12 protein-coding genes are annotated in these 13,829 nt (G+C 37.7%); 8 read left to right on the forward strand and 4 right to left on the reverse strand.

Features of this window, described 5'->3' with window-relative positions:
- Positions 1-315 precede the first annotated feature (315 nt).
- The 5 genes from PQ460_RS12285 (at position 316) to PQ460_RS12305 (ending at position 5,953) form a co-directional block, all read left to right on the forward strand.
- Positions 316-1,218 (forward strand): phosphotransferase, encoded by a 903-nt coding sequence (locus PQ460_RS12285; protein ID WP_274169935.1) that lies wholly within the window; start codon positions 316-318, stop codon positions 1,216-1,218.
- A 155-nt stretch (positions 1,219-1,373) separates the two neighbouring features.
- Positions 1,374-2,312: a serine hydrolase domain-containing protein gene (locus PQ460_RS12290; protein WP_274169936.1), complete on the forward strand. Its 939-nt coding sequence runs from the start codon at positions 1,374-1,376 to the stop codon at positions 2,310-2,312.
- Positions 2,313-2,528: 216 nt separating this feature from the next.
- Entirely contained in the window at positions 2,529-3,296 is a 768-nt protein-coding gene (locus PQ460_RS12295; RefSeq protein WP_274169937.1) for a nucleotidyltransferase, read from the forward strand.
- Positions 3,297-3,486: 190 nt separating this feature from the next.
- Positions 3,487-3,867, forward strand: a complete 381-nt coding sequence (locus PQ460_RS12300) for a hypothetical protein (protein ID WP_274169938.1) — start codon at positions 3,487-3,489, stop codon at positions 3,865-3,867.
- Between the two features lie 193 nt (positions 3,868-4,060).
- A complete protein-coding gene (locus tag PQ460_RS12305) occupies positions 4,061-5,953 on the forward strand; it encodes an RICIN domain-containing protein (RefSeq protein ID WP_274169939.1) in 1,893 nt (630 codons plus the stop codon).
- Between the two features lie 184 nt (positions 5,954-6,137).
- Here the strand turns inward: PQ460_RS12305 and PQ460_RS12310 are convergent, their stop codons facing one another.
- The 3 genes from PQ460_RS12310 to PQ460_RS12320 all read right to left on the reverse strand — a co-directional run bounded on the left by PQ460_RS12310 (position 6,138) and on the right by PQ460_RS12320 (position 8,930).
- Positions 6,138-7,178 carry an NAD(P)-dependent alcohol dehydrogenase gene (locus PQ460_RS12310; RefSeq protein ID WP_273612391.1) on the reverse strand — a complete coding sequence of 347 codons (1,041 nt, stop codon included), beginning with the start codon at positions 7,176-7,178 and terminating at the stop codon, positions 6,138-6,140.
- Between the two features lie 249 nt (positions 7,179-7,427).
- Complete coding sequence (locus PQ460_RS12315; RefSeq protein ID WP_273612390.1) at positions 7,428-7,973, reverse strand: TetR/AcrR family transcriptional regulator; 546 nt, start codon at positions 7,971-7,973, stop codon at positions 7,428-7,430.
- 39 nt (positions 7,974-8,012) lie between these two features.
- On the reverse strand, positions 8,013-8,930 hold the full coding sequence (locus PQ460_RS12320) for an AraC family transcriptional regulator (protein WP_274169940.1): 918 nt from the start codon (positions 8,928-8,930) through the stop codon (positions 8,013-8,015).
- Between the two features lie 224 nt (positions 8,931-9,154).
- On the opposite strand from PQ460_RS12320, the gene PQ460_RS12325 reads away from it, so the two are divergent.
- Together PQ460_RS12325 and PQ460_RS12330 are read left to right on the forward strand one after the other, a co-directional pair.
- Complete coding sequence (locus tag PQ460_RS12325) at positions 9,155-10,147, forward strand: aldo/keto reductase (protein WP_274169941.1); 993 nt, start codon at positions 9,155-9,157, stop codon at positions 10,145-10,147.
- Positions 10,148-10,306: 159 nt separating this feature from the next.
- On the forward strand, positions 10,307-11,428 hold the full coding sequence (locus PQ460_RS12330; protein ID WP_274169942.1) for an NAD(P)/FAD-dependent oxidoreductase: 1,122 nt from the start codon (positions 10,307-10,309) through the stop codon (positions 11,426-11,428).
- A gap of 120 nt (positions 11,429-11,548) precedes the next feature.
- Here PQ460_RS12330 and PQ460_RS12335 read toward each other — a convergent pair whose 3' ends face one another.
- On the reverse strand, positions 11,549-12,142 hold the full coding sequence (locus tag PQ460_RS12335; RefSeq protein ID WP_274169943.1) for a TetR/AcrR family transcriptional regulator: 594 nt from the start codon (positions 12,140-12,142) through the stop codon (positions 11,549-11,551).
- Between the two features lie 277 nt (positions 12,143-12,419).
- Here PQ460_RS12335 and PQ460_RS12340 point away from each other — a divergent pair, with 277 nt between their 5' ends.
- Positions 12,420-13,679: a cytochrome P450 family protein gene (locus PQ460_RS12340; protein ID WP_274169944.1), complete on the forward strand. Its 1,260-nt coding sequence runs from the start codon at positions 12,420-12,422 to the stop codon at positions 13,677-13,679.
- The last annotated feature ends 150 nt before the right edge of the window (positions 13,680-13,829 follow it).

Genomic DNA, 13,829 nt, shown 5'->3' on the forward strand with positions numbered 1-13,829 from the left:
CATATATCTCGGTTGAAATACAGAAACAGATGAAGAGCATATTTATATATTAACTACAACGCCCCAATTAAAAGAAGAAATAGAAACATTCGAAGTGAATAGAGATTTTAGCTTTTTAAACATTTTGATGGCTAACTCCATAAATATCTTCAAAAATTCACTAATCATTTAATAACTAGAAGCACATTACTAACATACAATTCAAGGTAAAAATTAGTTGCTTATGTTGAAGTATTCGGAATTTAATAGAGTTAACTACTTACCAACATATGGTATAGTTATGGATAAATTAGAAGTCAAAAGGATGATGTAGATTTGAGTTTATTTCCTGTTACCTACTCACTTTTGTCCAAGCAAGCCTTATTAGCGCATATCAAAGACAATTATAAATTTCAAGAGCCTATTCATTTAAAATACTTTCTTAAAGGTATGAACGATACCTATATTGTAGAAAATGGATCAGACAAATATATCTTTAGAGTGTATCGTGCCGATCGAAGAAATAGATCGGAGATTGCTTTTGAACTAGATGTATTGAATTATCTACATGAGAATGATGTAAACGTCTCCATACCTATAGCCCAAAAAGATGGAAATCTCATAAATGATTTTTTGGTCACTGAGGGTGTAAAGCATGGGGTTATGTTTAGTTATGCAGAAGGTAATGAGAAGCGGATTCATACTGTAGAAGATAGTTATTTGTTTGGCGAATCTGTTGCTCAAATCCATAAAGTGACTGAACATTTTAAAAGTGAACATGTAAGAGATCCTCTAGATTTGGAACATCTAATAGAGAGACCGCTTAATATCATCAAATTACATATGGAACATCGTTTAGAGGATTATCATTTCATTTATGAACTAATCTTAGGACTAAAGGAACAGTTAGTAAGCAAGATAGAACAAGGCTTAGATTGGGGTATTTGTCATGGGGACTTGCATGGTAACACTAATGTATCCTTTACTGACAATGGGAAACTAACACATTATGATTTTGATATTTCTGGTTACGGTTGGAGAGCTTATGATATCGCAGAGTTTAGATTGGCGAGAGAAATTCATAGTGGTCATGATCTGGACGAAGTTGAAAAGCTTTGGGAAGCATTTCTAAATGGATACAGGAATGTAAGAGATCTAAGTAGAAATGATGTTGAAGCCGTGTCTCTATTCGTGGTAATTAGACAACTGTGGCTCTTTAGCTTATGTTTTACTGAATAGAGCTAATAGGGGGAGCTGACTTTGATGATGAATTTATTGACAGTAAGATGGAGTATTTCAGGAAAGTAAATTTTTAATCTTTTGTATCATTCTTTTCGTGGATATAAAATATAAATCTTCAAATGATCTTCATAATAATGAATAGGAGCAAGCCTATGATCCTTGAATCTCTGAATCAGTCTCAAATCAACGATGAAAAAATAAAATCATTTGTGCGTTATTTGAAAAAAGAAAAAATTGAAAGTTGTTTGGTCAGTGTGGGCTCAGATATTGTACTTCAATATTTTAGAAACAATAAATCGAAAGATAAGCTCTATAAAATCAACTCGTGTACGAAAAGTATTACTTCATGCTTAATTGGAATTGCTGTTGAACAGGGATTAATTTCAGATCTTCGTACGCCGATTGTTCATTATTTTCCATCGCTTCAACAGGATCAAGACATCCGCAAACAAAGCATTACTATTGAGCACTTATTGAGCATGAGTGCAGGATTTGATTGGCCCGAGCTGGGTGAATGGAATGGTTGGCCTGCCATGATACATAGTCCGAACTGGGTTGATTATATATTAGAACGCCCATTAAATGCTGAACCTGGTGAAAGAATGAACTATAATTCTGGCTGTAGCCATCTATTATTAGCCATACTTCAACAGGTATCAGGAATGAGTGCAAAAGATTTTGCGATAAAGTATCTATTTTCTAGTTTGAAAATGAAAGATTTCATATGGCATGTAGATCCTCAGGGAGTGAATATTGGTGGTTTTGGTATACATATGTCTATACAAGATATGCAAAAATTCGGCTACTTTTATTTAAACAAGGGACGTTATGGGAAACGTCAACTGCTTAGTGAAGAATGGATAGCGACTTCAACTCAACCAAAGTATTTAACCTATGATGATATCGGTTATTACGGTCATCACTGGTGGGTGGCCAATGAATCTTTAGAGAACTCTTTTTATTTCGCTATGGGTATGGGCGGGCAGTATATCTGTATAGATCATTCTCAAAATATAGTTATTGCATTAACAAGTGATACCTACGGCGATACCTTTAAACCATTAAGAGCGATTACAGAACTTTTGCGATAACATTAAAAAGTCGGCACTTCTGCTAATAAAATATTTTTGTCTCGTTGTATGTGTGCTTAGTATCTCAAGCAAAATAATACTGGAAGTGTGAACTTAGGCTGTACATACTAATTAGCGAAGTCTGAAGACATATTGTTTTCGGTCAAATAAGAACTTTTGAACGTCAAGAATGTATACCTTTAGGTAGCAGAAATTCTTATTCTAGGAGGAGTCTACATGATATTAGAAAAAGTCATAAATAAAATTGAAATACAGAGCGAATACAAAGATTTTGTTGATAAGTATATCGATACCATCCTTACTGAATTCAAAGGTAAGGTTCATAGCATTTATATGTGCGGCTCGATTCCAAAAGGAATGGCTACCCCTTTTAAGTCAGATGCGGACTTTACGATTGTATGTGTAGATCCTCAAGATATAGATTACGAGAGATTATCCACGATTAAAGACAGGCTTTTGAAAGAATATCCAGTAGTTACTAAGATTGATACGATCATTTGCTCGATGGATAGTGTATTAAGTAAGCCCAATGAGTGGGGCTTTTGGGTAAAAATCATTTGTGTCTGCGTATATGGTCAAGACGTTGGCGAACAAGTACCACCGATCAAGATTTCTCCAGAGTTTATTGTAGATTTAAATACAGACACCAAGGAAGAAGTAGATCGTATACATTATTCACTTTCTAATGCTAGTGATCACACCATGCAAATGAGATATATCAAAGGTTACTCTAAGCGATTACTTCGTGCATTATACTCTTTGGTTTTGGAAGATACAGGTGTATGGGAAGATGATATGCTTAAGATGAAGAATGCCATAATAGACTATTGTGAGATTGACTCGGCTTTAGTTAATTATCTGTATGCTTGTTACTTGGATAGTCATGTAAATGTTAAAGAGTTTCTGGGAGTTGCAGATGAAGTATATCGTAATTTTGAGAAGGCTATACATGCAATGGCTGCTTCCAGAAATTCTTTTGACTGAAACTATATTGAGGTTAGGATTACACATGGAAACAAAGTATCACATCCATTTACTAATGACTCAAGATGTCTATTCGTTAAGTGTTTAACAAGTCATAGCTAGCTACAAATTGACTCTAAGGGAACATGATGTCGACCATAAATACAGTAGCATTATACGCAAATTAGATATTTAGGGAGCATTTTCAAAAATGATCAGGAATATAGAAAATATAAAACCTACCATCGATAATTTTTCGATCCATAGAATTCAGTGGTTTTCAGAATTACATTTTCAAGTTACTCAAGATAAATACTTTGAAAATATTTCTATACTGGATATAACATTCTTAATTAAAGAAAATGAAACAACTTATGAATTACTTATAAGATTTATGAATATAGATGCTCTACGCTTTCAATCTGGAGGAACATTAACTCACATAAGTGGATTTAATATTAAAGATTTAACAGAACACGGTTATTATCCAATGAAATATGAAATCGAAGATTACGAGAACGGAATTATCCATTTTTATTGTGCTGATATTGAATTCTTAAGTCTTACTGAGAATGAATACATTGCTATTTAGAAGATATAGGCTATTGGAAAAAGTGCTAATAAAAGTATGTTCTTTATTGTAAAATAATTGAAATAGCCTTTAATTCTGTGTATGATAGAAAAAGAGATCGATTCATAAAGAGCGATCTTTTCTTCAAAAATCGTTTTGTAAGCGTATACATATTACCTGATTAACTAAAATAAGTGGCTAAAGGAGACTTAGGATGGTCAAATCAAAATTAAAAAAAAGGTTGTTGGTATTGAACCACAGTCTATTGATTCTGGCATTACTAATCACAACGTATGGAGTGATTCCGATGAAAAATGTGTCTGCGGCAAGTTATAACGCAACGGTTAATCCGAATGTACAGTATCAGACATGGGAGGGTTGGGGGACATCACTTGCATGGTGGGCGAATCGGGTAGGTGGTGCTTCTGAATCGGTACGTAATGATTATGCTGACAAATTATTTGGCAGTAACGGGCTACAAATGAATATTGTTCGTTACAATATTGGTGGTGGCGAGAACCCAGCCTATCCGAATCATATGGAACTTCGTGCACGCATTCCAGGTTTCAAAGATTCAGCTACATCTGCTTATGATTGGACACGAGATAGTAATCAGCGTTCGATTTTACAAGCAGCCAAATCTCGCATCCCATCTAGTGAATTTATTGCCGAAGCTTTTTCCAATTCACCGCCGTGGTGGATGACGAAGAGTGGAAGTGTCACCGGTAATCAGAATGCTGCTGAAAATTTGAAAGAAGATATGTATGATGATTTTGCCGATTATTTGACTACAGTAACCAAACAATTCCGCGATCAATGGGGCATTAATTTCCGTACATTATCTGCTTTTAATGAGCCTAGTTCAGATTACTGGTATTTCGGCAATCGTCAAGAAGGGAATGTGATGTTTGCGCCTAATCAACAAGTGATGATCGGGCAGTTATCCAATGCGATAGCAGCGAAAGGTCTGCCGATCGGCATTAGTGCTCCTGAAGAAACCAGTATTGATCTAACTCGTCAAAGTATCGACAGCTATTCAGCAGCTACCAAGTCCAAATTAGTGCAGTACAACACTCATACGTATCAAGGTAGTGACCGCACAGGACTGAATACTTCAGCAAATGGTAAACGTTTGTGGAATTCCGAGCATGGTGACGGTGACGATACAGGTATGACGTTATCCCGTACGATTTTATCGGATCTCAAATATATGAAAAATAGTGCATGGGTCTACTGGCAAGCGGTAGAGACACCGGGCGGTTGGGGCATGATCGAAACGGATCTCAACAATGCGAGTGCCAATCTAGGCACGTACACCGTCAAAAAGAAATATCATATGATGGCGCAATGGAGTAAATTTATACGCCCGGGATACAAAATTATTGATATTGTCGATAACAACTCGGTGGCTGCTTATGATACAGCAGGCAAAAAATTAGTCATTGTCACTGTGAATAGCACAACGTCACCAAATACAGTCAATTATGATTTGTCTCAATTCACTACGTTAACAGGCAATGTGACCGGTTACCGGACAAGCAGTTCAGAGAATATGGCGGCAATTAGCGGATTGTCATTGGCAAATAAGAAATTTACTAATACCCAACCAGCTAATTCGGTCAGTACATTTGTGATTACAGGAATCTCTGGCGCAACAGGTGGAGGGACGACGATCGATGCTAATGCTTATTACAAAATCGTCAACCAAAACAGTAACAAATTATTGGATGTGAGCGAAGCGTCTACCGCAGATGGCGCCAATGTTATCCAGTGGATGGATATTGGTGGTACAAATCAACAATGGAAATTCGTAGCGACAACGAATGGTTATTACAAATTAATTAATCGCAAAACAGGGAAAGCACTGGAAGTGTCTGCGCAATCGGTAGCCGATGGTGGCGATGTCGTTCAATGGACAGATAATGGAGGCACCCATCAACAATGGAAGCCCGTTTTTACAGATAATACGCTGAAATTAATCAATCGCAACAGTAACAAGGTCGCTGATATCAGCAGTGGTTCAATCAGTAATGGCGGCGATGTGATTCAGTGGACAGACAACGGCGGTACCAATCAGAAATGGATATTGCTTAAAGTGACAGACTAATATCAATATAATAACGATAACATGTATAGCAAAAAGAAGCCCTTCACCGTCGAAAGGCTTCTTTTTGTTATTTGTATTATCCATAATCTTGTGTATGATCATGATTAATTGATTTGATTTTATAATTAGCCATCTGCGCTTACATATACAAACGAATAATTTTTTCCAAATAGACAGCGATCTTTTACAAAGTAGCGATATCAATAACAAAGCGATAACGCACATCACTGTTTACAACACGCTCATAAGCTTCGCCTACATAATCCGCACCGATCACTTCGATCATTGGAGCAATATTATGTTCTGCTGCAAAGTTAAGCATTTCTTGCGTTTCTGGAATACCGCCTACAAGTGATCCTGCAAGGCTACGACGGCCCATGATTAGTGAGAATACACTGTATTGATCTGGATCAGCAGGTGCACCTACATTTACTAGCGTTCCATCTACACGTAGCATAGAAAGGTAAGCATTCACATCAAGGTTAGCAGATACTGTATTTAAGATAAGATCAAATTTATTCGCAAGTGTTGTAAATGTCTCTGCATCACCTGTTGCATAATAATGATCTGCTCCAAAACCGATTGCTTCTTCTTTTTTGCTCATAGAACGACTCAATACGGTCACTTCTGCACCTAGTGCATGAGCGAATTGAATCGCAAGGTGACCTAGACCACCAACACCAACGATAGCTACTTTTTTACCAGGGCCGATATTCCAATGTTTCAAAGGGGAATATGTAGTGATCCCTGCGCATAGAAGTGGACTAGCTACATCCAAGCCTAATGCTTCTGGAATACTGACTACAAAGCGATCAGTAACAACGATTTTTTGGCTATATCCACCATAAGTTGGGTTACCATCGTAATCTCTAGAGTTGTACGTTTGGACAACACCTTTTGTACAGTATTGCTCGTCACCTTGCAGGCAGTATTCACATTCGCCACAAGAATCTACAAAACAACCTACACCTACACGGTCGCCTACAGCAAATTTAGTCACGTCTGTTCCTACAGCTTCAACCACACCAGCGATTTCATGACCTGGAACCATCGGGAAAATACCGCCGCCCCATTCATCATACGCGCTATGGATATCCGAGTGACAGATTCCGCTAAATTTGATATCAATTAAAATATCGTTTGGACGTAATTCTCTCCGTTCAATCGTTGTTTTCTCAAATGGTGCTTTTGGACTTGCAGCACTGAGTACGTGTGTTTTGCACATAAGTTTCTCTGCTCCTTCTCCTTAAGCAATATCAATTTCGTTTGAAATGCTAAAGTGATCGATTTTTTAGTGTACTACAGGTATAAAACATTTCACTACAAAGTAAAACATCTATACTTTAATGTACATCTGTATATTATCACCAAAATAAGATTGCTTACAATCGATAAAAAAGAGCGATTTGTCTATTAATGAACAATAGTTGCATACATGTTCATTAATTCATATGTTTGTTGTCTGTAGAAGTGCTTATAAGTTGCGATCTAATAATAAGCCCACTTGATCAGCCATCACTTCACTAGAATAAGGCATTTTGTTAATAATCCACCATTCGGTAATTCCGGCATACGAAGTAACGATAAATTGCAAAAGGATATCTTCGCTAATACTGTCATTTTTCTCACCGGACTGTTTGACTTCGTTTTGAAATTCTTCCCTAAGAAATTCAACAAATTGAGTACGAAAAGAAGTAGCACCTTTACTAGCTAACATCGTCGAGAAAAAAAGATAGTTCTGCTCTAAATATTCAAACCACGGCAATATTGCTTCTCTAAAATCAAGTTCAGCTACTGATCGGCAAATACTTCTTAATTTCTCAATATGTTCTTCTATCAGCTTATTCAGTAGATCCAATTTATCTGCATAATGAAGATAGATCGTCCCCCGACTTATATTGGCACGTTCAGCAATATCTTGTAACGTAATTTCATCAAAGCTTTTCTCGGTCATTAATTCGATAACTGCTGTTTTCATCGCTTCTTGTGATTTAAGAATACGGCGATCTATTTTTGACATAAGAAGTGCACCAGACTTTCGTAAAGTATATCTATATCGTTATAAGTTAAAAGTAAGTTCGTATTTTTCTTTGAGACGTTTAATATCGGTACGCGGCGGTGAGCCAAACATACGTGCATATTCACGACTGAATTGAGAAGCACTTTCATAACCTAACCGAAACGCCACATCTGCGGCATCTGCTGATTCAGCTAACAATAAGCGTCTTGCTTCTTGCAGACGTAATTGCTTCTGGAATTGAAGAGGGGTCATAGTTGTTATATCTTTGAAGTTACGATGGAATGAAGAAATACTCATACTGGCTACTTCTGCAAGCGTCTCGATCGACAACGATTGATCATAATGATTGATAATATATTGAATCGCATCTTGAATACGATACGTACTGCTTCCTTCCATAGCGCTCTGTGCTAACGTCGATCCATATTCACTTTGTAGCAGTCGATACAATATTTCTTTGATACATAATGGAGCTAGAAAAGGAATATCTTCTGGATGATCTAACAAACGAGCTAAGCGGAGAATAGAATCGAGTAGCCCTGCATTAATTTGCCCTACAAATAGCGCACGTTCAGCATGTTCACCAGCTACGGTTTGAATCGAAGAATCTTTAAGCACGTCTAGAATCTGTTGTTGAGTAAATTCCAGCTTAAAACTTACATACGGTTCCTCCGCAGAAGCTTTGATAATTTGTCCGACTACAGGCAAATTCATAGAACCTACTAAATAATCATTAGGATTATACAAAAATCGTTCTTTGGCTAGGTAGATTTCTTTGGAACCTTGCGCGATAAAACATAGTGCAGGACGGGCTACATGATAAGCTGGTTCTGTTGTATACAAATAACGTACAAAAAACAAAGAAGAGATAGCTGTTTCTTGAACACCTTCAGCAGTAGAATGACGTTTGATCAAGCTAGCAAGTTCGTCTTTTTTATGTTGCATTTCTTGAGACATAGGAGAACCCTTTCTTGTATGAATTTTGAATAAAGATTATAGTCGTGAGAGAATTAGGCAATCATTTAAGATAAATACGATACCTGTGTATTTGGGATATATTGCATACTATAGAGGAGCCGTTGAACAGATGATCTGTTTAATGTGTTTACTATTATAGACATCTGTTCATTAACGAAGCAAGCGCTTTTGAATCTGAAGATATGAAAGTGAGGAGAATGATCATGGAATATGTCAAATTAGGAAAAACAGGATTAGATGTATCACGCATTTGCTTGGGATGTATGGGTTTTGGCGATGCCAAACGTTGGACTCATTCATGGGTATTGGATGATGAGCATAGTCGCCCGATTATTAAGCAAGCGTTAGAACTTGGAATTAACTTTTTTGATACAGCGAACGTGTATTCATTAGGAGCAAGTGAAGAGATTGTAGGACGTGCACTGAAAGAATATGCGAACCGCGATGAAATCGTATTAGCTACCAAAGTCCATGGAAAAATGCACGAAGGCCCTAATGGCGGCGGACTATCCCGTAAAGCTATTATGAGTGAAATCGATAAAAGTCTTCAGCGTTTGGGAACAGATTATGTAGATTTGTATCAGATTCACCGCTGGGATTATGAGACACCGATTGAAGAAACGATGGAAGCTTTGCATGATGTGGTCAAAGCTGGTAAAGCGAGATATATTGGAGCTTCTGCTATGTATGCATGGCAATTTTTAAAAGCGATTCAGATAGCCAAAGCTAACGGTTGGATTTCATTTGTATCGATGCAGAATCATCTGAATTTGTTATATCGTGAAGAAGAGCGAGAAATGTTACCTCTTTGTCTGGAAGAAGGAATAGGTGTTATTCCATACAGCCCGCTTGCTTCTGGAAGATTAACGCGTGATCCAGAAGAAACGACTTATCGTTCAGAAAGAGATCATATTCAGAAATCGAAGTACGATGGTACAGCTGATGCTGATCGAGTTATCGTAGAAAAAGTAGCAGAAATTGCTCAAAAACGAGGCGTTCCACGTTCTCATATTGCTCTGGCATGGTTATTACAAAAGCAACCTGTTAGTGCTCCAATCGTAGGCGCAACCAAATCATCACATCTTGAAGATGCTGTAGCTGCGCTTGATATACAATTAACACCAGAAGAAGTAAGTTCTCTTGAAGAAGGATATATTCCACATCCTGTCGTAGGCTTAATTCCTTATCCTTTATAATGTCATATCGATAACGGATAATAGATAACTCAATCGTTTTGATGAAGAGCAGTAGTCTTAGCACTACTGCTTTTTGTTATACCTATTGTAACTATACGAGAGAATTACAAGTATTTTCGTTATAATATACATATTCGTATAATAGAGAGGAATGCAGTGATGAAGAAAGTAATTGTAATAGGCGCAGGGATTTTGGGAGCTTCTACCGCATATCAGTTAAGTAAAATGGGGGCAGAAGTCTTTCTTATTGATCGCCAAGATAAGGGGCAAGCTACAGATGCGGCGGCAGGCATTATTTGCCCGTGGTTGTCTCAACGTCGTAATCAAGCATGGTATCGACTTGCCAAAGCAGGTGCACAATTTTACCCTGCACTCATTCAGGAACTTCAAGATGCAGGAGAAACCAATACAGGTTATGCTCGGGTAGGTGCACTTAGTATTCATGAAGATTTGGACAAAATTAAGAAGATGGAGGAGAGAGCTCAGCTACGCAAAGAACAGGCACCAGAGATTGGAGATATTACCTGTCTGGATGCACAAGAGACTCATGATCAATTTCCTTTGTTGAAAAAAGGGTATCATGCTGTACATATCAGTGGAGCCGCTCGTATTGATGGTCGTGCATTGCGGGATGCGTTGATTCGTTCTGCACAGCACTATGGAGCACACAAGATCGAAGGCGACGCTACGCTATTATATGAAGATCACCAAGTCACCGGAGTGATGGTGAATGGACAGACGATTGAAGCAGATACTGTAGTCGTATGTGCAGGTGCATGGGCTAATCCATTGTTACAACCTTTAGGTATCAATTTTCAAGTCAGTTATCAGAAAGCTCAGATTATTCATTTACAAATAGAAGATCTATCAGCAGATACCGGAACATGGCCTGTCGTTATGCCGCCAGCCGATCAATACTTGCTTGCGTTTGAACAGCAAAAGATGGTCATCGGAGCTACTCACGAAAATGATATCGAAGGTTATGATACTCGAATCACAGCTGGAGGTATGCAAGAAGTATTAAATAAAGGAATAGAACTTGCACCTGATCTGGCACAGAGTACACTGCAAGAAGTACGTGTAGGCTTTAGACCATTTACTCCAGGATTCTTACCTGTGATCGGTAGTATTCCGAATTGGACAGGCATTATAACAGCGAATGGACTTGGAGCATCAGGCTTAACAATGGGGCCTTTTATCGGCTATCAATTAGCTAAGTTAGCACTGGATATGGATGTAGATATTGAACTGAGCGATTATAATATTCAGACTGCTCTTTAATGTGTAAACTATTCATTTTATTATTCAAATATAATATGTATATAACTGTGATATCAGACAATTATAATAAAAAGGCAAATCATTTTAGATCATATGATCTTGAATGATTTGCTTTTTTTGTTATGGAATAAATATTTTACAGATATGCTCAAGAATATAATCGGAAGAATTGCCACGTACCTTTTTTTGAAATACGTAAGAATCATTGCGCAATGCGCTCATTAACATATCTGCTTGAAATAAAGCAAAAGAAGGCTCATTCTCAGGCGATACTTCTTCAAATAAAGTACAAAGAATATGGTGCAATCGGTGGTACAACGGGCTTTTATTTTGTTCCTCTATGCCGCGATCATTGGAATTTTCAATTCCTGTAAGTAACTGCACATTTTTTTCTCTAAATTGTATAAACAAACTCATCAATCCTCGTAATCGCTCACCTGCTATATACGATTGATGGTTCTGCAAATACTTCTCAATATCCTCAAACAATAGATTGGCATTATCTTGAATAAGTTCAGAACACAGCTCACTTTTGTTGCGGTAGCGACGATATAGCGTACCTGCTCCAATATGTGCTTCGGTAGCGATCTGGTTCATACTGACTTCTTCCACACCATGTATTTCAAATAATTTGAATGCTACTTCCAAAATACGTTTACGATTCTCCGCAGCATCCCGGCGTTCCGGTCGATACGTTGTATTGGATTGATCCATTATTGTTCACTTCCCGTCATTCAATGTGAAATTTGACAAGAGGAGAGTTCTCCGTTTAAGCTTTAAGAGTGGTAAGCGGAGAACTCTCCTCTTTATTAATATCTGTAAGAAAGGAATACGCAACCTATGAAAAGTAAACCTAATAACGTTCTGTTTGTCAATGAATTACAGCGATGTACTGTTCACAGTTATGAAGTCCAAAACCGTTCTGTTGCTATTCTATATCTATACAAATGATTGATGTCTCTTCTAAAAACGTGCTGAAAGGATGATTGATATGAATACATTTCACTCTATAACTGCAACTTCAAAGCTTAATCCATTTCGTAGTGATGCTGGTGAAGGACAATTTTCTATTTTTGCTCAACTGCGAGCGATGGGAGCAGTAATTCCGATTACAGTACCGATGGGGAATACGAAGGGTCAGCAATGGATGATTACTCGGATGGAAGAAGTAAGTGAAGTACTCAAGAATCCAAGACTGTTTACTGTTGATCAAAGTCTAATTGAAGGATTGACACCTTCTGCACCTACAACAGTATTAGAAACAGATTCACCTGCACCGACTACTTTTTTTAGCGGTAAATCAATGATCTCTGTTGATGAACCGGATCATCGGCGTTTGCGTCGACTGGTATCCAAAGCATTTACACCAAGATACATGGAAAGTCTACGTCCAAGTGTACAGAAGATTGCAGATGAATTATTAGATAAAGTACAGGCTCAAGGACATATGGATATTGTCAAAGACTATGCACATCCACTACCGATCAACGTCATCTGCGATATGTTAGGTGTACCTGTAGAAGAGCGTGCTCAAGTTCATACGTGGTCGACAGCGATTTCGCATGGTCTGGGATTAGGAGTAAGAGAACCTGAAGTGGAAGCCAATTTACGTGCTTTTGGTGATTATACAGCGCAACTTGTACATGCTAAACGTAAAAATCCAGCAGATGATCTGATTAGTCAATTGATTGCCATTGAAGAAGAAGGCGATCATTTAAGTGAAGACGAATTACTATCAATGATTACATTATTGATCTTTGCCGGTCATGAGACGACTTCTAATTTGCTTGCTACAGGAACACTAATGTTATTGGATTATCCGGAGCAATTGAATAAGCTCAAAGCTGATCCTGAGCTCACTTTTTCAGCATTTGAAGAGTTACTTCGGTTCAATGGTCCCGCTACAATGACAGGACCACGCTATGCTACTGAAGATACAATACTAGGTGGTAAGCAGATTCGCAAAGGGGATGTTGTGATTCCTTTACTCAAATCAGCAAATCGAGACGAAAAGTTATTTGAACATTCAGAAGAGTTAGATATTAATCGTTCGGTGAATCGTCATCTGGCTTTTGGACATGGGATTCATTCTTGTCTGGGAGCACCGTTAGCACGTGTTGAAGGCGATGTTGCTTTTAGAACATTACTTCGACGTATGCCTAATTTGCAGTTGGCTGTTCCGCGTGAAGAAGTGAACTGGCATTTTGCGTTGAGTTCGCAGAGTTTGGTTACTTTACCAGTTACATTTTAATCGATATAATATGATGATTTGGAAGAAAAAAAGGAGGACAGGCTTGGTTTATACTCCTTTTATATGTCTAATTACCATCAACCCCAATTAATCGTGTGCGATTGATTGGGGTTGTTTTTGGTTATAATACAAATACCAAATCATATTCAA

The organism is Paenibacillus sp. KACC 21273, assembly GCF_028736095.1.
GTDB lineage: Bacteria > Bacillota > Bacilli > Paenibacillales > Paenibacillaceae > Saccharibacillus > Saccharibacillus kyungheensis.

Bases quoted from the DNA above. Each gene is read 5' to 3' on its own strand.
- PQ460_RS12315 (WP_273612390.1), bottom strand. From the start codon at position 7,973: ATGTCAAAAATAGATCGCCGTATTCTTAAATCACAAGAAGCGATGAAA.
- PQ460_RS12300 (WP_274169938.1), top strand. From the start codon at position 3,487: ATGATCAGGAATATAGAAAATATAAAACCTACCATCGATAATTTTTCG.
- PQ460_RS12310 (WP_273612391.1), bottom strand. From the start codon at position 7,178: ATGTGCAAAACACACGTACTCAGTGCTGCAAGTCCAAAAGCACCATTT.
- PQ460_RS12290 (WP_274169936.1), top strand. From the start codon at position 1,374: ATGATCCTTGAATCTCTGAATCAGTCTCAAATCAACGATGAAAAAATA.
- PQ460_RS12320 (WP_274169940.1), bottom strand. From the start codon at position 8,930: ATGTCTCAAGAAATGCAACATAAAAAAGACGAACTTGCTAGCTTGATC.
- PQ460_RS12305 (WP_274169939.1), top strand. From the start codon at position 4,061: ATGGTCAAATCAAAATTAAAAAAAAGGTTGTTGGTATTGAACCACAGT.
- PQ460_RS12325 (WP_274169941.1), top strand. From the start codon at position 9,155: ATGGAATATGTCAAATTAGGAAAAACAGGATTAGATGTATCACGCATT.
- PQ460_RS12335 (WP_274169943.1), bottom strand. From the start codon at position 12,142: ATGGATCAATCCAATACAACGTATCGACCGGAACGCCGGGATGCTGCG.
- PQ460_RS12295 (WP_274169937.1), top strand. From the start codon at position 2,529: ATGATATTAGAAAAAGTCATAAATAAAATTGAAATACAGAGCGAATAC.
- PQ460_RS12340 (WP_274169944.1), top strand. From the start codon at position 12,420: ATGAATACATTTCACTCTATAACTGCAACTTCAAAGCTTAATCCATTT.
- PQ460_RS12330 (WP_274169942.1), top strand. From the start codon at position 10,307: ATGAAGAAAGTAATTGTAATAGGCGCAGGGATTTTGGGAGCTTCTACC.